The organism is Litorerythrobacter xanthomarinus, assembly GCF_046254955.1.
In the GTDB taxonomy this organism is placed as follows: domain Bacteria; phylum Pseudomonadota; class Alphaproteobacteria; order Sphingomonadales; family Sphingomonadaceae; genus Qipengyuania_C.
In genome coordinates this window covers 642,389-658,594 of sequence record NZ_JBJXRG010000001.1, presented here as the reverse complement: position 1 = coordinate 658,594, position 16,206 = coordinate 642,389, and the positions used below count along the sequence as shown (strand labels likewise).

At 60.6% G+C, this 16,206-nt stretch carries 24 protein-coding genes; 7 read left to right on the top strand and 17 right to left on the bottom strand.

All coding sequences use genetic code 11. The features are described 5' to 3' along the window. Window positions 1-2: 2 nt before the first annotated feature. From ACEWMW_RS03410 to ACEWMW_RS03370, 9 genes are all read right to left on the bottom strand, one after another. Complete coding sequence (locus tag ACEWMW_RS03410; protein WP_409412484.1) at window positions 3-317, bottom strand: gene transfer agent family protein; 315 nt, start codon at window positions 315-317, stop codon at window positions 3-5. After that, complete coding sequence (locus tag ACEWMW_RS03405; RefSeq protein ID WP_409412483.1) at window positions 317-724, bottom strand: phage major tail protein, TP901-1 family; 408 nt, start codon at window positions 722-724, stop codon at window positions 317-319. Before ACEWMW_RS03405 ends, ACEWMW_RS03410 begins: the two co-directional genes overlap by 1 nt. A 6-nt stretch (window positions 725-730) precedes the next feature. Then, window positions 731-1,126 carry a tail completion protein gp17 gene (gene gp17 / locus ACEWMW_RS03400; protein ID WP_409412482.1) on the bottom strand — a complete coding sequence of 132 codons (396 nt, stop codon included), beginning with the start codon at window positions 1,124-1,126 and terminating at the stop codon, window positions 731-733. A gap of 3 nt (window positions 1,127-1,129) precedes the next feature. Continuing rightward, window positions 1,130-1,294, bottom strand: a complete 165-nt coding sequence (locus ACEWMW_RS03395; RefSeq protein ID WP_409412481.1) for a hypothetical protein — start codon at window positions 1,292-1,294, stop codon at window positions 1,130-1,132. After that, entirely contained in the window at window positions 1,291-1,833 is a 543-nt protein-coding gene (locus tag ACEWMW_RS03390) for a head-tail connector protein (RefSeq protein WP_409412480.1), read from the bottom strand. Before ACEWMW_RS03390 ends, ACEWMW_RS03395 begins: the two co-directional genes overlap by 4 nt. Window positions 1,834-1,990: 157 nt before the next feature. Beyond that, window positions 1,991-3,154, bottom strand: coding sequence for a phage major capsid protein (locus ACEWMW_RS03385; protein ID WP_409412479.1), 1,164 nt, complete (start codon window positions 3,152-3,154; stop codon window positions 1,991-1,993). A 90-nt stretch (window positions 3,155-3,244) separates the two neighbouring features. Beyond that, window positions 3,245-3,634: an HK97 family phage prohead protease gene (locus tag ACEWMW_RS03380; protein ID WP_409412478.1), complete on the bottom strand. Its 390-nt coding sequence runs from the start codon at window positions 3,632-3,634 to the stop codon at window positions 3,245-3,247. Then, window positions 3,631-3,939 carry a DUF6127 family protein gene (locus tag ACEWMW_RS03375; protein ID WP_409412477.1) on the bottom strand — a complete coding sequence of 103 codons (309 nt, stop codon included), beginning with the start codon at window positions 3,937-3,939 and terminating at the stop codon, window positions 3,631-3,633. The genes ACEWMW_RS03380 and ACEWMW_RS03375 overlap by 4 nt, the downstream gene beginning before the upstream one ends. After that, a complete protein-coding gene (locus ACEWMW_RS03370; RefSeq protein WP_409412476.1) occupies window positions 3,936-5,090 on the bottom strand; it encodes a phage portal protein in 1,155 nt (384 codons plus the stop codon). The genes ACEWMW_RS03375 and ACEWMW_RS03370 overlap by 4 nt, the downstream gene beginning before the upstream one ends. Before the next feature lie 50 nt (window positions 5,091-5,140). Here ACEWMW_RS03370 and ACEWMW_RS03365 point away from each other — a divergent pair, with 50 nt between their 5' ends. Beyond that, complete coding sequence (locus ACEWMW_RS03365) at window positions 5,141-5,680, top strand: hypothetical protein (RefSeq protein WP_409412475.1); 540 nt, start codon at window positions 5,141-5,143, stop codon at window positions 5,678-5,680. Here ACEWMW_RS03365 and ACEWMW_RS03360 read toward each other — a convergent pair. Together ACEWMW_RS03360 and ACEWMW_RS03355 are read right to left on the bottom strand one after the other, a co-directional pair. Then, window positions 5,642-6,991 (bottom strand): DNA-packaging protein, encoded by a 1,350-nt coding sequence (locus tag ACEWMW_RS03360; protein WP_409412474.1) that lies wholly within the window; start codon window positions 6,989-6,991, stop codon window positions 5,642-5,644. The genes ACEWMW_RS03365 and ACEWMW_RS03360 overlap by 39 nt on opposite strands. After that, a complete protein-coding gene (locus ACEWMW_RS03355) occupies window positions 6,984-7,454 on the bottom strand; it encodes a hypothetical protein (protein WP_409412473.1) in 471 nt (156 codons plus the stop codon). The genes ACEWMW_RS03360 and ACEWMW_RS03355 overlap by 8 nt, the downstream gene beginning before the upstream one ends. Window positions 7,455-7,671: 217 nt before the next feature. On the opposite strand from ACEWMW_RS03355, the gene ACEWMW_RS03350 reads away from it, so the two are divergent. Then, window positions 7,672-8,322, top strand: a complete 651-nt coding sequence (locus tag ACEWMW_RS03350) for a YqaA family protein (RefSeq protein WP_409412472.1) — start codon at window positions 7,672-7,674, stop codon at window positions 8,320-8,322. 7 nt (window positions 8,323-8,329) lie between these two features. Here ACEWMW_RS03350 and ACEWMW_RS03345 read toward each other — a convergent pair whose 3' ends face one another. After that, window positions 8,330-9,010: a Crp/Fnr family transcriptional regulator gene (locus ACEWMW_RS03345; RefSeq protein ID WP_409412471.1), complete on the bottom strand. Its 681-nt coding sequence runs from the start codon at window positions 9,008-9,010 to the stop codon at window positions 8,330-8,332. Window positions 9,011-9,064: 54 nt separating this feature from the next. Here ACEWMW_RS03345 and ACEWMW_RS03340 point away from each other — a divergent pair, with 54 nt between their 5' ends. Then, window positions 9,065-9,913 carry a sterol desaturase family protein gene (locus ACEWMW_RS03340; protein WP_409412470.1) on the top strand — a complete coding sequence of 283 codons (849 nt, stop codon included), beginning with the start codon at window positions 9,065-9,067 and terminating at the stop codon, window positions 9,911-9,913. Between the two features lie 27 nt (window positions 9,914-9,940). Here ACEWMW_RS03340 and ACEWMW_RS03335 read toward each other — a convergent pair whose 3' ends face one another. The 5 genes from ACEWMW_RS03335 to ACEWMW_RS03315 form a co-directional block, all read right to left on the bottom strand. After that, window positions 9,941-10,465, bottom strand: coding sequence for a rhodanese-like domain-containing protein (locus ACEWMW_RS03335; protein ID WP_409412469.1), 525 nt, complete (start codon window positions 10,463-10,465; stop codon window positions 9,941-9,943). A 55-nt stretch (window positions 10,466-10,520) separates the two neighbouring features. Further along, window positions 10,521-11,969 carry a hypothetical protein gene (locus tag ACEWMW_RS03330; protein ID WP_409412468.1) on the bottom strand — a complete coding sequence of 483 codons (1,449 nt, stop codon included), beginning with the start codon at window positions 11,967-11,969 and terminating at the stop codon, window positions 10,521-10,523. A 69-nt stretch (window positions 11,970-12,038) separates the two neighbouring features. Then, window positions 12,039-13,292: a serine palmitoyltransferase gene (gene spt / locus ACEWMW_RS03325; RefSeq protein ID WP_409412467.1), complete on the bottom strand. Its 1,254-nt coding sequence runs from the start codon at window positions 13,290-13,292 to the stop codon at window positions 12,039-12,041. 4 nt (window positions 13,293-13,296) lie between these two features. Further along, window positions 13,297-13,539: an acyl carrier protein gene (locus ACEWMW_RS03320; RefSeq protein WP_409412466.1), complete on the bottom strand. Its 243-nt coding sequence runs from the start codon at window positions 13,537-13,539 to the stop codon at window positions 13,297-13,299. A 113-nt stretch (window positions 13,540-13,652) separates the two neighbouring features. Then, the gene (locus ACEWMW_RS03315) at window positions 13,653-14,024 is read right to left on the bottom strand and encodes a response regulator (RefSeq protein ID WP_409412465.1); all 372 of its coding nucleotides are present in this window, start codon (window positions 14,022-14,024) and stop codon (window positions 13,653-13,655) included. Window positions 14,025-14,070: 46 nt separating this feature from the next. On the opposite strand from ACEWMW_RS03315, the gene ACEWMW_RS03310 reads away from it, so the two are divergent. Genes ACEWMW_RS03310 through ACEWMW_RS03295 form a run of 4 tightly spaced genes read left to right on the top strand, consistent with a single transcriptional unit; the run spans window position 14,071 to window position 16,205 of the window. Then, window positions 14,071-14,361: a DUF3572 family protein gene (locus ACEWMW_RS03310; protein WP_409413599.1), complete on the top strand. Its 291-nt coding sequence runs from the start codon at window positions 14,071-14,073 to the stop codon at window positions 14,359-14,361. Beyond that, a complete protein-coding gene (locus tag ACEWMW_RS03305; protein ID WP_409412464.1) occupies window positions 14,358-14,990 on the top strand; it encodes an HAD family hydrolase in 633 nt (210 codons plus the stop codon). The genes ACEWMW_RS03310 and ACEWMW_RS03305 overlap by 4 nt, the downstream gene beginning before the upstream one ends. After that, window positions 14,987-15,448: a RidA family protein gene (locus tag ACEWMW_RS03300; protein WP_409412463.1), complete on the top strand. Its 462-nt coding sequence runs from the start codon at window positions 14,987-14,989 to the stop codon at window positions 15,446-15,448. The genes ACEWMW_RS03305 and ACEWMW_RS03300 overlap by 4 nt, the downstream gene beginning before the upstream one ends. Further along, window positions 15,420-16,205, top strand: coding sequence for a glycerophosphodiester phosphodiesterase family protein (locus tag ACEWMW_RS03295; RefSeq protein ID WP_409412462.1), 786 nt, complete (start codon window positions 15,420-15,422; stop codon window positions 16,203-16,205). Before ACEWMW_RS03300 ends, ACEWMW_RS03295 begins: the two co-directional genes overlap by 29 nt. Window position 16,206 lies beyond the last annotated feature (1 nt).

The following is a 16,206-nucleotide window of genomic DNA, read 5'->3' as shown; positions in this document are numbered from 1 at the left end:
CCCTATCCGTTGCCCTGCAATATCTGGCCAAGCAGCGTGCGCAGCGGCTTGGCGCATTGCGCCAGACCCTGTGCGGCAACCGCCTGTCCCACGGCTTCGCGTGAAACGCTTTCGCGCTCGGCGAGGCAGAACCAGAACAGGCTCGCCATTTCAGAGAGCTTCAAGCGGCCTTCGCCCGCGCGCTCGACCAGCGCAAAGAGCGGGCCGAGTTCTTCCTCGGCCAGAACCAGCGCCTCGAAAGTCGGGCGCAGGAGATAACTTGTGCCGTTGATTTCGAGCGTTGCTTCGCCGCGCAATTTGTTCACCATCGAGCTCATCAAGCAGGCACCACTGCGCCGGAGCTTTCGAGCTGCAGCGTGTAATTGCGCTCCCCATTGAAATCGCCGGCGTAGTCGAGCCGCTGGACAAGAAACTTGCCCTGCATTTTCTCGCCGCCTTCAAAGGAGAGCTCGTAGTCATCGATTGTCCCGGCCAATGCATGGGCGCGAACTGCGCTTTCCGCGTTCGAGCCGAGGAAGATGCCCGATGCGCTGACCGAAACCGAACGCGTTCCGGCACCTGAAAGCAGGTCGCGCCAGCCGCCCGAGTCCTTGCTCGTCACGACTACGGTGTCGCCATTGATGGACATCTGCGTGGTGCGAAGGCCAGCGACGGTTTCGTATCCGGGCGGGGATCCGCCATCGCCGATCTTGAGGAGGAAGGCAGAGCCTTTCTGGGCTGTCATGGGTTATTACTCCGTTGGATTTTCGATCAGGCGGAAACGGTATTCGAGCAACGTCGCGCGCAGGTTGTCTTCGCGGCGTTCGGCGCGTCCGCGCAGGAAGGTGAGAGAAGCAATCGTGAAGCCCGATTGGGCGGCTGGCAGCGCGGCGACGCGCTTGTCGATCGCCGAAACCAGGGCCCCGTCGGTTGCAATATCATCACCGCGGCTTTGCAGTTCGAGCGCGACGCGCACCTCACGGCCTGAACCGGTCTTGTGGCTGAAATCGCGGCTCGCGCTGGCAGCGATGCCGAGCCACGGTGGGCTGGCGCGCACCTGGCTTTCTTCCGCGATTGCGTTGAGTGGGCTGAGCGCTGGATCCTGGCCAAGCCAGCCGACCAGCGCCGCGCGCAAGGCAATTTCCATGGGTTAGTCTTTCGTGAACAACGGCCAAAGGAGCGAAGGGGTGCGCCAGCGGGAGGGATCAGATGCCAATCGGCGGATGCGGTTTTGCGTCACCGCGCGGGCAATCTGTTCGGCCTTATCGGTAAGCCGCGCGGTCAGGCCACTCGACTTGGCACGTGCTTCAATCATACCAGCCGCAGTCGTCGCCAGGGTCGCCACAAGGCTGCGACTGATGCGGGCGGCGTCGCGCCCGCGCCATCGCGCTCGCGATAGTGATGCGCCGCGAGCCGGATGATGCCTTGGCGAATGCCATCAGGTACCGCGTCCCAGTTGCTCGCGAGGCCCGCGACATATTGCACCTGGAGCCGCCGCGCCGAGCCTTGCGTGATCATGCGCACGCGCCCGATCTGGTCGGCATCGATATCAAGCTCGTAGTCGTCGGACGCGAGCACCTGCGCTGAACCTTGGTTGGGGATCGCCACCAGCAACGTTGCAGAGATCACCGGCCGCGCACTGAGCGCCTGCCAGCTGGTGCTCGCCGGAACATGCTCTTCGCAAGTCTGCTCCAGTGGCATCGCCCAGGTGAAAGCTTCGCACAGGTCGAAGCTCGATCGCAGCAGCGTTTCCATCAGCGCGTCTTCATTGTCGCTGGAAATCGATAGCCAGCGCTTGAGTTCTTCTCGGGCCGCCACCGGCATCGGGGCAGGCACGACGATAGCCCGCTTCATGGCGGTCTCCCGTTAGCTAGAGAAAAAGGGTGCGCCCGCGCTGCCTGCCGGGGGAGGGCCTGCCAGCCAGGGGACGAGCCGGCAGCGGCGACAACGCGGGCGCGAGGGGTGTCTGGCTACTCAGGCGCCGGAGAAACCGAGCCTGAGGCCAGACAAACTACGCTTCGATGCGCAGCAGCTTGATCGCCGCGCTATCGAGCACTTGTCCGCCCACACGCTTGGTCGCGTAGAAGTGGACGAACGGCTTATTGGTGAACGGATCGCGCAGGATCTGCGTCGCCGAGCGTTCGGCAATTAGGTAGCCGTGGCGGAAATTGCCGAAAGCGATTGGGAACGCGTCCGCGGCAATATCGGGCATGTCCTCGGCCTCGATCACCGGATAGCCAAGTAGGCGATCGGGCTGACCTTCGACGAGGCCGGGCTGCCACAGGAATGCACCATCCGCGGTCTTGAGCTTGCGCACTTCAGCGAGTGTTGCCGAGTTCATCACGAAGCTTGCGCCTTGGCGGTGCCCGGCCTTCATCGTGTGGACGAGGTCGATCAGCTTGGCATCGGGATCGGGTCCGAAGCCTACCGCATCACCCGATCCGACATATTGCAGCGAGCCGAATGCACGTGCGCCATCATCGAGCGTCGAGACGGGTGCCGAGAGGAAGCCTTCCGGCTGGTCGAATCCGCTACCGCCAACAAACGCCGCACCTTCAGCGCGGGCGAACTCCATCGCGATCTCGCTCGCGAGCCAGCTTTCGAGGTCGAACGCGGCATCGTCGAGCATGGCCTGCGATGCCGCCGGATTGGCATAGAGCTCACCCGTCGGCGGGGCGATTTCGGCGAAGCTGGGCGTATCTGTTTCAGGGCGACCCGCAGTTTCGGATACCCAGCCAGACGCGGTGCCGCCGGTGGCGATGAGCTTGCGATAACCGGCAGTGCCGGTTTGCACGACCTGCGCGATCGAGCGGATCGGGCTGATTTCGGCCAGCTCGCGCGCGATCATCGCGTCGATCTCGCGCGGGACCGCATAGCCGCCATCGGCCGGGACTGCTCCGCTGATCGACTTGATCTCGGTTTCGCGTCCGTTGCGCAAGTAGCCATCGACGAAACCTTTGACTTCAGCGCTGTCCGGCGCGCCTTCGAGCGGCGGGCGAGTGGCAGCGCGGCCAATCCGGTCGACCCGCGCTTTCACGTCGTCGACATCGCTGCGCAGAGCCATGACATCGGTTTCGGTCTTGTCCTGACGGGCGACGATATCGAAGCTCGCTTCAAGCTGGTGCGCAGGAGGCGTTTCTCCGGCGAGCGTCTGGGTGGGAATAGTGATATCCATGGGGCAGGGGCCTTTCTTGGGGTTGGGCTTTGGGCACTAAAAAACCGCCCGAAAGGCGGCGTGGGGGAATAGGATTGGGAAGGGATCAGGTTACCTGATCAGATGGACGCGGGCAGAATCTTGCAGCGGGTGCGAAACGAGGCTCACCTCGAACAGGTCGATATCGGCCAGCTCGCGACCGCCGGGCAGGTTACGGAATGCGCGCGCGCGGTAGCCGAAGCTGAGCCCGTCGAGCGCGCGGCGGGTCAGCATGGCGGCGGCGCGGCTGTCGGGATTGTCGATCGAGGCGATCACGCGCAGGCCGCGCTCGTCTTCGGAAATGCGTTTGATCCAGCCGATGCGAAGCTCGGGGCGATGCTGCCAATAGAGCGGCAGCGGAGCCTTGCGTTCGGCCAGCGTGCGGCGGAATGCGCCGGGCAGGATGGTGTCCTTCGCGCCGTCGGCCTGGCCGAAGATCGCGGCGTAGCCGGCAAACTTCATCGCACCAGCTCCGTCACGCCGAGCCGGTAGGCGATGCCCACCAGCAGCAGTGCAAAGATCCCGCGCACGATCCATTCGACCGCCGCCTTCCACGCGCTCGCCTTGGCATCGCGCCAGGCCTGGAGCAGTTCGCGCAGCTCGTCGATATCGTCATGTGCGCCGTCGTCGGACAGGCCGAGGCGTTCGAGTACACGGCGCGCGCCGAGCTCTGAACTCTCCTCGACAACCGCGCGTAATGTCACGAGGTCGCTGCCCTCGCTGGCGGCCTGCGCGATCAACCGCGCGAGCATGTCTTCGCGTGTCATGGAGCAATCCTTTCATCCATACCGAGCATCGCACGTTTCTCCTGATCGGAAAGGAAATCGGCCGCAGCGACGCGCGACCACAGCTTCTCGCGGTCCTCCGAAAGCGCCGGCACGCCATCGAGATCGACTGCCAATTTCGCATCGGCGAACCATGGCCCCAGCCCGTCCTGCAGGCCGCGCAGGAGCTTGCCCGCCATCGGCAGCAAGGTCAGCCGCCACAGTGCGCGATTGGCCTCGCGATAATTGGCGTAGGTATTGTCCCCCGGCAGGCCGAGCAGCATCGGCGGCACACCGAAAGCGAGCGCGATGTCGCGCGCCGCCGCCGCCTTGAGCGTCGCAAAATCCATATCCGCTGGGCTCAGCGACATCGATTGCCACTTGAGCCCGCCTTCGAGCAGCATCGGGCGCCCGGCATTGCCTTCGCCCGAAAATGCTTCGACGAGTTCCTGCTTGAGCCGGTCGAACTGATCGGCGGTCAGGCCAGCCGCATCGGGCGTATCGTAAACCAGCGCGCCAGAAGGCCGCGCGGCGTTCTCCAGCAGCGCCCGGTTCCACAAGCTGGCAGCATTGTGGATCGCCACCGCCTGTTCGGCCGCAGCAAGGCAGCCCGCGCCGTAATGATCGTCTGCTGGATTGAGCGCGCGGATATGGATGACGTTGGGCCATCCGTCTTCGTCCTCGAGCGGCAGGGTGAGCGTGCGCTCGGCAAGCTTGTAGCGATAGCCGGAGGGCCAGCCATCCTCACCCGCAATCACGCTCAGCCGCTCGGGCCGCAGCGCAAATAGGTCGACCGGGCGGCCCGCGCCGTCCTTGACGATCTGGACATAGGCATTGCCGTGCAGCAGCAATTGAGCGGCAAGCGTTTCGAGCAGCGATTGCCCGTTGCAGCTGTTTTCGATCAGCTGCGCCATGGCCGAATCGGAAGCGGCGATCGGCGCGCTGCCAACGCCTTCGGAGACGATCCGCACCGCGCGCTGCGCGATCGGGTTGGCGATAAAGCTCTCCTGCACTGCGTTCGTGTAATGGAAGCTACGCTGGCCGGAGCTGGAGCCGAAGGCGGTCGCCCAGGGGGAGATATAGCCGCGCGCCAGGGGCACACGACCTTCGCCCCCGCCCTTGAAGGCGGAAGCAATAGTGGTGAGGAAGGACATGGGGTTTCCTTTGTCTTGTCAGCACCAGGCTACTCGGCGATGAGTAACTGATGAATTTGATCGACTATTTCAGGGGGCGACGTCTGTTGTTGCGTTCGCCTCTATCCAAGGAGGAAGCAAAGCGGCGAATCAATGCTGCGAGTGGACCACCGTTCTGGCCATTCAGGTCAGGAGTACGGGGCCGCGTCTGGGGAGAACATCTACGACTGAGCTACACTGACTTTTGGCTTATTGATTACAATGCAAAGCCGATTCTAGCCGGGCGATTACATAATGCACTCGGATCCTGCGAACTCTTTGTCAATTTTCGAGCTCCGGCTTTTGCTTATGTATTCTTCGGCTTTTGGTATCTTTTTTTGGCATGCATGTTCTTGGCTTCTGGGGGCCTGTTTTCGCAAACCGCGGGCGGCCCTCCGCTGCTGTTCATTTCAGTGTTCCTTTTGGCTCCTCTCGCCATGCATTACGGCTTCACGAGACATTCGGAAGACAATCTGGAATCTTTGCTATTGTTCCTTCAGAACGAAGCCGAATTTTCCGTTGTGGAAGAGCATTCAAACTTGCCGGACTTTGGGTCGTCCGGCTTTCGATAGCATCAGCTCCGTCAGCGCCCAGACCAGCGCATCGGCGCGGTCGGGACTTCGGCCCGGGCCTTCGTAGGCGCCGCCCACCATCAGCCCGCATAACTCGTCTTCGAGCGCGCCAAACATCTCCGCATGGCGCACGCGCCCTGCTTCGTAGAGCGCGGCAACTGGCTCGGCGCGGGCGCTCTTTCCGCGGCTGGCATGCACCAGCTTGACCGGCAGCGATATCTCGGCTGCGCGCAGCACGCTTTCGACCATCGCGCCGCCCTGGTTGGCTTCGGCGACTACGCGGTCCGCGTTCCAGATCCGCGCGGCATCGGCCACTGCGCGCGCCCATTTCTCGGGCGAGGCTTTCTCGACCGAGCAATCGGCCAGCACGAACCCGGTGCGATTGTCGTCGATCCCGGCAACGATGATCCCGCAGGCATCGCCGCTCGCCGAAGCGGGCGGATCGACCCCGATCACGATCCGGCAGATCTCGGGCGCGGCATGGCGGTCGCGGCAGCGTTCGAGCAGCGCGCGGCTCCACAGCGCGCCTTCGATATCTTCCAGCAATTCACCGTGCAGTTCCTGCCGCCCCAGCGCGCTGTCGCCGAATTCGGCGCGCATCGCATCGAGGTAGGACTGCGGCAGGTGCGCCGCATTATCGCGTGTCTTGCCGCGCGTCATGACCAGCCCCGGCGTGCGTTTCTCGTCCATCAATCGCTGCATCAGCTGCACGGTGCGCGGCGTCGTGGTGGCGAGGATCTTCTGGTCCTCGCCCAGCCTCAGGCCGAGCAGCAGATTGTCCCAGCAGCGCAGCGCCTTGTCATGCGTCCCCGGCCATTTGCCCAGCTCGTCGCACCAGGCGTGGCTGTGCTGCGGCCCGCGCAAGGCTTCCGGCTCGGCAGCCGAATAGAGCAGCGCCTGCGCGCCATTGTTGAACGTAATCCGCCGCAAGGACGGCTCGTAGGTGGGCAGGCGATTATCTGCGCTGCACGCCAGGATCCCGCTTTCGCCTTCGACCATCACCGCACGCGCTTCAGCGAGCGAGGACGCGACGAGCGCAATCCGTGCATGCGGATCGGCATCGGCGACACTGAGCACCCACTCTGCCCCTGCGCGGGTCTTGCCGAAACCGCGCCCCGCCATAATCAGCCAGATGCGCCAGGGTTCGGGCGGCGGTAGCTGTTCGTCGCGGGCCTGCTGGTGCCAGCTCCGGTCAAATTCCTCGCGCTCCTTTGCAGTGAGCTTGCGCGGAAAGTCACGCCGCTCGTCCTCGTTCATCCGATCCATCCAGGCGCGACGGTCTTCCTCGTCGGAAATCGGCGTTTCAGTCATTGGCGCGGATGCGGCCTTCTTCGGCTTCGCGGGCCAGCACACGCTGGCGCATTTCCTCGACCTTGCGATCGATCGACGCGCGCACCTCTGCAATGCTGGTATTGCTGCGCTGGGCGCGGACCTTTGCTGCGCTTTCGCGGTGCGCGGTGAGGATGCGCAGCGCATTGCCGAAATCGTATTTGCCTCCGTCTTCGGTGGTCAGGTCGCCTTCGCGCAGGCGGCGCAGCACTTCGATCTCGAGAAGGTCGTAGCCCTCACAAAGCGCCTGCTGCCATTTGTCGCAAAACCCGGCGCTTGTGCGCCGCAGTTTGTAGACCGAGGCGGTATCGATCCCGGCCGCCTTGGCCGACCTCGTGACATTGGAAGTCTGCGCCAGCTCTGCAATGAAGTGGTCCTGCCAGCGGGTATTGCGGCTCTCGCCTTTCGGATTGCCTGGTCCCGCGCCAGATTTGGATTTTGCCATATTGCGATCCCGTCCGCGCGATGCCGACGCGAAAAGGGGCGGAAATGCTCTGCAGCATCCGCCCCGTTCGAATCGGTTTATCGCGATGTTCCGTTTCTCTAACCAAAGAGCGTCACGATGTCAATAGAAAAGTGCCAAATAGGTTATCTATGTGGGATTGCGCGGGGCGAAGCGGTGCCGTAAGCCGCGCGAAACCGTTCGGGATTGAAATTTCATCATGATCATGAAGCCGCTGCGCGGACTTTACGAGTGGACCATGGCCAAGGCCGCGCATCCCAAGGCGGAATGGTGGCTGGCGTTCTTCAGCTTCATTGAATCGAGTTTCTTCCCGATTCCGCCGCATCCGCTGCTGGGGCTGATGTGCCTTGCCGAACCGAAGAAGGCGATCCGCTTCGCAGTGATCTGCACGCTCACCTCGGTCGCGGGCGCGCTGCTCGGCTATGCGATCGGCTACGGCCTGTATGATACGATCGGCAAGCAGCTGATCGACATGCTGGGCCTTTCGCAAAGCTTCCCGGTCGCGGCCTGTTACTTGCGCGAATACGATGTCGAGGCGATCCTGATTGCGGGCGCCACTCCGGTCCCGTTCAAGCTGCTTACGATCACCGCCGGCTTTATCGAAATGGCGCTGGTTCCCTTCATCCTGGCAAGCCTTGCGGCGCGCGCCCTGATCTTCATGACCGTCGGGATTCTGTTCCGCATGTTCGGTGCGCCGATCAAGCGGCTGATCGACGAATATCTCGGTACCGCAACCACGCTCTTCGTGCTGCTGGTCGTGGCGGGTTTCATCGCACTGACTCAGCTTTCGGGCAGCGACGAAGAAGTGAAGGACAAGTGCGAAGCGGCGACCCAGGTGCAGCCTTTGTGAGATGTGCCTAGTTTAGCTCGGATACCTGGAGTGCCCGCGGTTCCAGAACTATGAGGCAGCCATAGCCGCGCTTGATCAACCCATCGCGTTCGATGCCGCGCAGCGCCGCATTGACGGTAGCGCGGGTGAGGCCCAGCAGTTCGGCAATCTCTTGCTGGGTGATAGAAAGCCTGACCGGCCCCTCGCTAGCGCCGGCAAGATTGGCCAGCATGCCCGCCACGCGGGCATTCGCCGTGCCGCGCCTGATCCCGGCAATGATGTCGAGCGATTCCTGCAACTGGGCCGACAGCGCTCCGAGCAGGCTCCGCATCGCTGGTGCATTCTGCGCCAATGCGGCTTCCATGTCGGCAGCGCGGATCAAGCGGGCTTCGGTTTTCTCACGCGCAACCGCATCGACCACCTTGGGCCGGCCCGCGAATAGCGCCAGCTCGCCATAGGAATCACCCGGGCCCAGCAAAGCCACGGCGCGAAATTCGCCGTCGGCGAGGAATTGCCCGACCGAGACCGAGCCGCTTTCAATCAGCCAGAAGCCCTGCGCCTCATCGCCGCGCTGCTGGATCAGCTCTCCCGGCCCGAATGGCCGGAGCGCGGACTTTGCACGCAGCGCGTCGCGCAGCTCAGCCGGCAGCGCGGAGAACAGCATCGGCACCCGAAACGAGCGGCCACCAGAATGTAAAATTTCTGACATTTCTCGATCGACCTAATCTGTATGACTTGCAAGGTCAAACGGAGGAACTCCCCGATGCCTGCCTATTCGATCGCCATCCTCGCTATCTTTTTCAGCTTCGCCCTGCTCGAGCTGTTTCGCACGAATCTGCTCGGAAAGAACGAACAGACCCGCGATGACGGGATTGTCGAAGTGGTCTCCACGGTGATGCTGCTTGCGGTGACGCAGCCGGCAGTGCTGTTCACCTCGGCCTGGCTGGCGGGCACCATCGCTCCGCAATATGCCGGTGCATTGTCCGGCATCAATGTGTTCGCCGCGATCGCGCTGTTCCTCGTGTTCGATGACATGGCGCAATATTGGTGGCACCGCGCGAGCCATTCGACGCCGTGGCTCTACAATTTGCACCGCGCGCATCACAACGCCCGCTACATGAGTGTGCGGCTCGTCTATCGTAACAACCTGTTCTATTACGCGATGATGCCGGGGATCTGGCTGTCGGGCGTGCTGATCTATCTTGGTCTGGGGTGGGTCTATGCCGGCTATATCGTGGTCAAACTGAGCGTGATTATCGGCGCGCATTCGGATGTCGCTTGGGACAAGCCGCTCTATAAAATCAAATGGCTGTCGCCGTTTATGTGGCTGGTTGAGCGCACTATTTCGACCCCCTCGACCCACCATGCGCACCATGGCCGCCATGCCGACGACCCGGCGGTCAATTACAAGGGCAATTACGGTAACCTTCTGTTTTTCTGGGACATCCTCTTCGGGACAGCCAAGATCACCCGCAGCTATCCGAAATCCTACGGCGTCGAAAATCTCGCTCCGGCAACACTCGGCCAACAGCTGATGTGGCCGCTCTTCCCGGAGCAGAAAAAGTTGACAGAGGAGGGGGAGGCAGAAGGAACGGCAGCAAAGACTGCCTGAGCCTTCGCGTCGCGCGCGGCAGGATTCCTAATTGGGGTCCTGCCGCGTTTTTCCCGTCCAGCTCGTAACTAGACTCGTCAGCCTCGCCAGAATGCTGGCCCGGCCCATTCCTGCCAGGATCATATCGACGGCGATGGCGGCGGGGATGACGAAAAACCAGGCGGATCGTGTCCAACCGAAAAGGAGCGCGACGAGGACCAGTCCGCCCGCAACCACCAGCGTTCGGCCCTCCAGTCTGGCAACCTGTGCGGCTTCGCTTGAAACGGGAAGACCGGCATCGCGCCACGCTTCCAGGCCTCCCTCGATGCGGTATGCCCCACTCGCACAAAGCTCGGCTAATTCGATTTCGTTCATCTCGGTTCGCTTGCCCGTCCGGCACAAGAAGATCACCGGCTCGTCCTGCGCAAAGCTGTCGCTCGAGCCGAGCGGCTGGTTCTCTGCGCCCGCCGGGTGTCCTTCTGCGAATTCAAGCGGCGAGCGGATATCGACCAGCCGCGCGCCGTCTCCTAGCAGGCCCTGTGCTTTCAGAGGAGTGACAGGGGTCAAAGACATTTTGGGGATCTCTGCGCCTCACACGATCCTGGCGTTCTCAACTCCGACGACATGGTCAGGATTGATCTACCCGGAACACTTCGCCATCGGAATCAAGAATGTACAAGACATTTTCCGGAGTCATTTCGAAAGCGATAGGAGAGTCTATTTTTCCGACATCCGGAGCAAAATCAAGGGTGCGGATCTCCAAGTCGCTTGCATCGTGCCGAAAACCATCGTTGAATACGCTCCATGGGATTGACCAGATTGTGCCGTTAACATCTCCGAAAACATAGTGATCTGCGATGCTTGCAATTGCGCCAGAGTAAAGTCGACCGCCTACTATGCCAAGACCTTCGCGTCGGGCATCGCCGCGACGATAAGTTAGTGTTGGTCCATTGAGCAGAGGTGGAGGACTGCTCGCAACCTCCGCATAACCTTCGTAGAACGGCCAGCCGAAATCGATTGGGTCCCAGTCTGATTCGAAAGCAGTTATTTCATCTTCAACGGTCGCTCCACGATCGGCGATAAGATTTCTACCGGATATTGCGGTGCCGCCCGTTGGTTCTCCAATGCCGTCGGCGATTATGGAGACAAAAACCGTTGGGTTGCCCGGAAAGCTGGCGCCAGCATACGGATCGTAGTCGAAGCTACTCCAAACTTTGCCGTAGGCCGACGCCCCATCTTGCGCTCTCGTGCCTCCAGGGTCGCCGATCGCGGCGAACAGATGACCATCATCACCTCTGAAAAGAGCCCCGGTCACCTCCTCCGTACTCACGGCACCGATGGTTCGAAAGTTAAATCTGCCATTCGCAGGATTGTAGATTTGTAGCGACAGCCCACCCGTCGGAGAGTGGGTCAAGAAATAGATCCCATCAATAAAGATCTTGTTTCGACCCGCGTATGCCATTGAGATGATTTCGCCGGGCAGAAGGCCAGCCTCAATATCGTCTCTTTCGGTGACAGACCCGGTGTTGCCGTCGATCTCTGCGATCCTTCCACCGTTCTCAGCAATTATTAGCCGTTGGCCATCAAATAGCGTTGACATCGCGACAGGATCGACAAAGCCGGTCGCAACCCGGGTTGCCGAAATGCCTTCCTTGTCGTTCTGGACTTGTATGCTTAGAGGTAGGTCAGTTGTATCGGTGCCCGCAGTAGCTCGCAATATCACCTGATAGGTATTGTCCTGATTGGCATCAATCGGGAGATCGTAATTTGGCGGTGTGCTAAACCGCAGGTTACCCGATCCTTCGAGCACGAACTTACTTGCATCGGCTCCGCCCTGTATTGAGATGATAACCGTATCGCCTTGGGGATCACTCGCGGTCGCGGTATAGAAGGTGCCCGCTTCATTCTCTTGAACACTTACCGACGAGCCCGATGTAAAGATTGGCGCGGTTGCCACGTTGCCTCCGCCGGTCGAACCACCACCACCACCGCCGCCGCCGCAGCTTGTAGAAGCCAGACCCACCGCGATTGCCAACGCAAACTTGGAGTTCCGTGTTGAGAGCTTTGACCCAATCATTGTTCGTCCTCCATACGGGCTGAGGACAGTAACAAGGGGTTTGCGCAGCAGTACCCCTGTGAACGGCTTTTAACCGATGATACCCACAGTTTTACCCGCGCGTTCGAACATGCCGAGGATCGTCGTGACTTCCTCTTCAGTATGCTCCGCGCACAGCGAGCAGCGCAGCAAGGTCATATTGGCAGGGGTCGCGGGCGGCCTGGCGAGATTCACATAGAGCCCTTCCTTAAGCAGCGCTTCCCACATCGCGGCCCCCTGCTCGAGATCGGGCATGATTACGGCGATGATTGCACTTTGCGCTTCATCGGTGCCGAGCTGGAAGCCGAGTGCCTTGAGGCCGGCGTGGAGGTTCTTTGAATTTTCCCACAGATGTGCACGCTTGTTCGATCCCTGCATCAGCTTGCGGATCGAAGTGCAGGCAGTTGCTACAACGCTGGGTGGAAGGCTCGCAGTGAAGACGTAAGGGCGGCAGACATACCGCATCACATCGAACTTGGGATGGTTTGAAACACAGAAACCGCCCACAGTGCCCACGCTCTTCGAGAACGTGCCGATAATGAAATCGCAATCGTCGATCACGCCTTGCTCTTCGCAAACGCCGCGGCCGTTCTCGCCAATGAAGCCCATCGAATGCGCTTCATCGACCAACACCATCGCACCATACCTCTTGGCGATAGCGACCATTTCCTTGAGCGGGGCGACATCGCCGAGCATCGAATAAACGCCTTCGAGGACAACAAGCTTTCCTGCGCCTTCCGGGATGCGGCGGAGGCGCTTCTCCATCGCTTCAATATCGTTGTGCTTGAAGGGCACTACTTCGGCATTGCCCATCGCGCAGCCATCCCAGATGCTGGCATGGCTATCGATGTCGAGCACGACGTAATCGCCTTTGCCTGCGATGGTCGATATAATCCCGAGGTTAGCCTGGTATCCGGTCGAGAACACCATGGCATGGTCCATATCGTAGAAATCGCGCAGGGCCTCTTCGACGTCCTTATGTCCCTGGTAAGTGCCATTGAGTACGCGGCTGCCAGTAGTGCCCGAGCCATAGTCGGCAAGCGCCTGCTTTCCGGCATCGACCACATCAGGGTCGAACGTCATGCCCATGTAATTGTAAGTGCCGAGCAGGATCGTATCGCGACCGTTGCAGATTGCCCGTGTGGGAGAGAGCACCTTCTCCATCACGAGGTTGAATGGATCCTCAACGCCGGTCGCCAGCACGCTTTCGCGCATGGCAATGAATTCGTCGAACTTCGAGAAGAGGTCGCCGCCTTCGCTGGCCATCTCTTCTGGTTGGTCGGGCTGGCTGATACCTTCGCTCATGAGTTCAATCGCCTGCCATTTTGCCTACAGCGTCGACAAGCTGGCCAAAATTCTCGATCTCGGCCTGCTGGTTCATCGTGATTATGATATCAAACTCGTCCTCGATCTCGGCGACGAAATCCATCACGGTCAGGCTGTCGAACTCAAGGTCGTTGGCGAATGTAGTGGCGTCAGTAATTTCCACGCCCTTCTTGTTGAAGGGTTCAATCAGTCCACGGATCCGTGAATCGACGTCATTGCGGTCCATAGCGTTTCATCTTTCCAATACAGGGCATGATCTGGCGGGTGCCTGCCATCTCTTTGCGGCGGAAAAGCGGCCTCCACACCCGCTTGTCAAGCGAAAGCGGGGCGGTGGCTGACTTAGTCACCGTCAACCAAAGCTCTCACGGCTGCCATGAACGGGCCAATCGAAACGGGTTTCGCGAGGTAGTTGTCTGCGCCCGCTTCGCGAATGCGTTCTTCATCGCCCTTGCCGGCATATGCTGTGACAGCGAGTACCGGAGTGGATGCCAAGGTCGGCTCGTTTCGAATCTGGGTGATCAGATCGAGGCCGGAAATATGCGGCAACTGGATGTCCATGATGATCATGTTCGGAGAGAAACTCCGCGCCGCATCTAGCGCCTGTTCGCCGTCAGAAACCGGTTCGACTTCAAAGCCGCTGGCCTTCAAGACATCGCAGAACAATTTGCGATTGAGATCGTTGTCCTCGACAACGAGCACTCTCTTTGCCACTTGGTCTGCTCCCTTCGCCGCATTGCATTAAGTCGTTAGCAGGAGCCTGACAATTCTTCCCCAAGCCCAATCCCCCGAAGCCGATGCGATTGAGCCTTCCGAACTGGCGCTCGCCGCGCTGGGCTGGATCCTTGAAGATCAGGATCGTGCCGAGAGGCTGCTCTCGTTGACAGGTTTAACGCCGCAAGCTCTGCGCGAGGGCATCATGACCGCGCAGGTCCAGGGCGCGGTACTGGAATTCCTCGGCAATCACGAACCCGATTTGCTGGCATGTGCCGAAGCGCTAGCCGTTTCGCCAGGCGCGATTGTGGCCGCAGAGCAGGAGCTCAATGCATGAGCCGACCGCTGGTAATTTCCGATTGCGATGAAGTGCTGCTGCGAATGGTGGCGCATTTCCGCGCGTGGCTGGAAGAGAAGGAAGGCGTCGATTTCCACCTGAAGGGAAACAATTTTGCGACCGCAATGCGGTGGCAGCACAACGGAGAACCCCTGGGCCAAAAGGATATCTGGCGTTTCCTTGGTGAATTCTTCGACCACCAGATGCACCGTCAGGACCCGATCGAGGGCGCGGTCGAAGGTATCAACCGGATCGCGCAAGATGCCGACGTGGTAATCTTGACCAATCTCAACGACGAGCGGCAGGAAAGCCGGCGTCGACAGCTGGCCGATGTCGGGATCAATGCACGGGTATTCACCAATCAGGGACCCAAGGGCCCCGCGCTCAAGTCGATCATCGACGAGTATTCGCCAAGCAAGGCGATCTTCATCGACGATCTGGCGCAGCACCATAAGTCGGTCCGCGAGGAAGTGGGAGCAATCACGACGCTGCACCTGTGCGGCGAGCCATCGATCGCCCCGCATATCGACTGTGCACACACATCGGGTCACGCGGATGCACGTATCGATCAATGGAGCGAGGCATTGCCGTGGCTCCTTCAGCAACTGGAAAAGGATTCTGCAAGATGAGTGTTGAAGCCCGCCTGGCCGAATTGGGTATTACATTGCCGCAAGCCGCCGCACCGGTGGCAAGCTACGTCCCAGTGGTAGTGCAGGGCGGGCTTGTGCATGTCTCGGGTCAACTCCCCTTCATTGACGGCAAGTTGGTCACGGGCAGGCTTGGAGAAGATGTCGCGGTCGAAAGGGGGCAGGAGGCAGCACGGGCCTGCGGCCTGATGATCCTGGCGCAGCTCAAGGCGGCACTGATCCCGCTCGACAGCGTGGCGCGCGTTGTGAAGCTGGGCGGATTTGTCAATTCGACCGCGGACTTTACAGACCAGCCCAAAGTCGTGAACGGCGCGTCTGATCTGATGGTCGATGTCTTCGGCGATGCCGGGAAACATGCGCGCGCAGCGGTTGGGGTGCCATCGCTTCCGCTCGGAGCTGCGGTCGAAGTGGATGCCATCATTGCTCTTCAAGGCGATTGATCGGGTCTTTGCTCGCCAACCAGACAGCGAGAGGGCTGGCTGGCTGAGCCAATGGACTTTTGCCCATCGCGGGCTGCATGGTGACGGGTTGATCGAGAACACCTTGCCGGCGTTCCAAGCCGCAGTTGATCGCGGCTTCGGCATCGAATGCGATATCCAGCGCAGCAGCGACGGCAAGGCCATGGTGTTCCATGACTGGGATTTCGGGCGGCTGACGGGAGGGGAAGGGTCTTTTGGCGAACGCACCGAAACAGAGCTGACTGAAACGCATTATCTTGGGCAGGATTTTGGCATTTCGCGTTTGTCCGACCTTCTCACTCTAGTGGCGGGAAGGGTTCCGATCCTTGTTGAAATAAAGTCCAGACCTCGCTTCGATGTCGGTAGATCATGCCAGGCGGTGCGCGATTGCCTGCAGACATATGGCGGATTGCATGCGGTCATGAGCTTCGATCCGCGTGTCGCTCGCTGGTTCCGCAAGAACTCGCCGGAGACGCTTGCCGGACTGGTGATGCGCGAGGACGAACACGGCCATACGCAAAAGGCGTGGCAGAGGAAGATGGCGCTTTGGCTCGCCCGGCCTGAGTTCCTAGCCTATCACATTGCTGCCTTGCCGAGCCCGATGGTGAGCGATTTGCGTCACAGCGGCTTGCCCATTCTAACCTGGACCGTCAGCAGCCAGCAATTGCTCGAAAAGGCGAACCGCTTTGCCGATGCTCCGATTGCGGAAGCGGATGGTATCCCTAAGATAACGGCATGAG

Bases quoted from the DNA above. Each gene is read 5' to 3' on its own strand.
- ACEWMW_RS03410 (WP_409412484.1), bottom strand. From the start codon at position 317: ATGAGCTCGATGGTGAACAAATTGCGCGGCGAAGCAACGCTCGAAATC.
- ACEWMW_RS03405 (WP_409412483.1), bottom strand. From the start codon at position 724: ATGACAGCCCAGAAAGGCTCTGCCTTCCTCCTCAAGATCGGCGATGGC.
- gp17 (WP_409412482.1), bottom strand. From the start codon at position 1,126: ATGGAAATTGCCTTGCGCGCGGCGCTGGTCGGCTGGCTTGGCCAGGAT.
- ACEWMW_RS03395 (WP_409412481.1), bottom strand. From the start codon at position 1,294: ATGATTGAAGCACGTGCCAAGTCGAGTGGCCTGACCGCGCGGCTTACC.
- ACEWMW_RS03390 (WP_409412480.1), bottom strand. From the start codon at position 1,833: ATGAAGCGGGCTATCGTCGTGCCTGCCCCGATGCCGGTGGCGGCCCGA.
- ACEWMW_RS03385 (WP_409412479.1), bottom strand. From the start codon at position 3,154: ATGGATATCACTATTCCCACCCAGACGCTCGCCGGAGAAACGCCTCCT.
- ACEWMW_RS03380 (WP_409412478.1), bottom strand. From the start codon at position 3,634: ATGAAGTTTGCCGGCTACGCCGCGATCTTCGGCCAGGCCGACGGCGCG.
- ACEWMW_RS03375 (WP_409412477.1), bottom strand. From the start codon at position 3,939: ATGACACGCGAAGACATGCTCGCGCGGTTGATCGCGCAGGCCGCCAGC.
- ACEWMW_RS03370 (WP_409412476.1), bottom strand. From the start codon at position 5,090: ATGTCCTTCCTCACCACTATTGCTTCCGCCTTCAAGGGCGGGGGCGAA.
- ACEWMW_RS03365 (WP_409412475.1), top strand. From the start codon at position 5,141: ATGAATTTGATCGACTATTTCAGGGGGCGACGTCTGTTGTTGCGTTCG.
- ACEWMW_RS03360 (WP_409412474.1), bottom strand. From the start codon at position 6,991: ATGACTGAAACGCCGATTTCCGACGAGGAAGACCGTCGCGCCTGGATG.
- ACEWMW_RS03355 (WP_409412473.1), bottom strand. From the start codon at position 7,454: ATGGCAAAATCCAAATCTGGCGCGGGACCAGGCAATCCGAAAGGCGAG.
- ACEWMW_RS03350 (WP_409412472.1), top strand. From the start codon at position 7,672: ATGATCATGAAGCCGCTGCGCGGACTTTACGAGTGGACCATGGCCAAG.
- ACEWMW_RS03345 (WP_409412471.1), bottom strand. From the start codon at position 9,010: ATGTCAGAAATTTTACATTCTGGTGGCCGCTCGTTTCGGGTGCCGATG.
- ACEWMW_RS03340 (WP_409412470.1), top strand. From the start codon at position 9,065: ATGCCTGCCTATTCGATCGCCATCCTCGCTATCTTTTTCAGCTTCGCC.
- ACEWMW_RS03335 (WP_409412469.1), bottom strand. From the start codon at position 10,465: ATGTCTTTGACCCCTGTCACTCCTCTGAAAGCACAGGGCCTGCTAGGA.
- ACEWMW_RS03330 (WP_409412468.1), bottom strand. From the start codon at position 11,969: ATGATTGGGTCAAAGCTCTCAACACGGAACTCCAAGTTTGCGTTGGCA.
- spt (WP_409412467.1), bottom strand. From the start codon at position 13,292: ATGAGCGAAGGTATCAGCCAGCCCGACCAACCAGAAGAGATGGCCAGC.
- ACEWMW_RS03320 (WP_409412466.1), bottom strand. From the start codon at position 13,539: ATGGACCGCAATGACGTCGATTCACGGATCCGTGGACTGATTGAACCC.
- ACEWMW_RS03305 (WP_409412464.1), top strand. From the start codon at position 14,358: ATGAGCCGACCGCTGGTAATTTCCGATTGCGATGAAGTGCTGCTGCGA.
- ACEWMW_RS03300 (WP_409412463.1), top strand. From the start codon at position 14,987: ATGAGTGTTGAAGCCCGCCTGGCCGAATTGGGTATTACATTGCCGCAA.
- ACEWMW_RS03295 (WP_409412462.1), top strand. From the start codon at position 15,420: ATGCCATCATTGCTCTTCAAGGCGATTGATCGGGTCTTTGCTCGCCAA.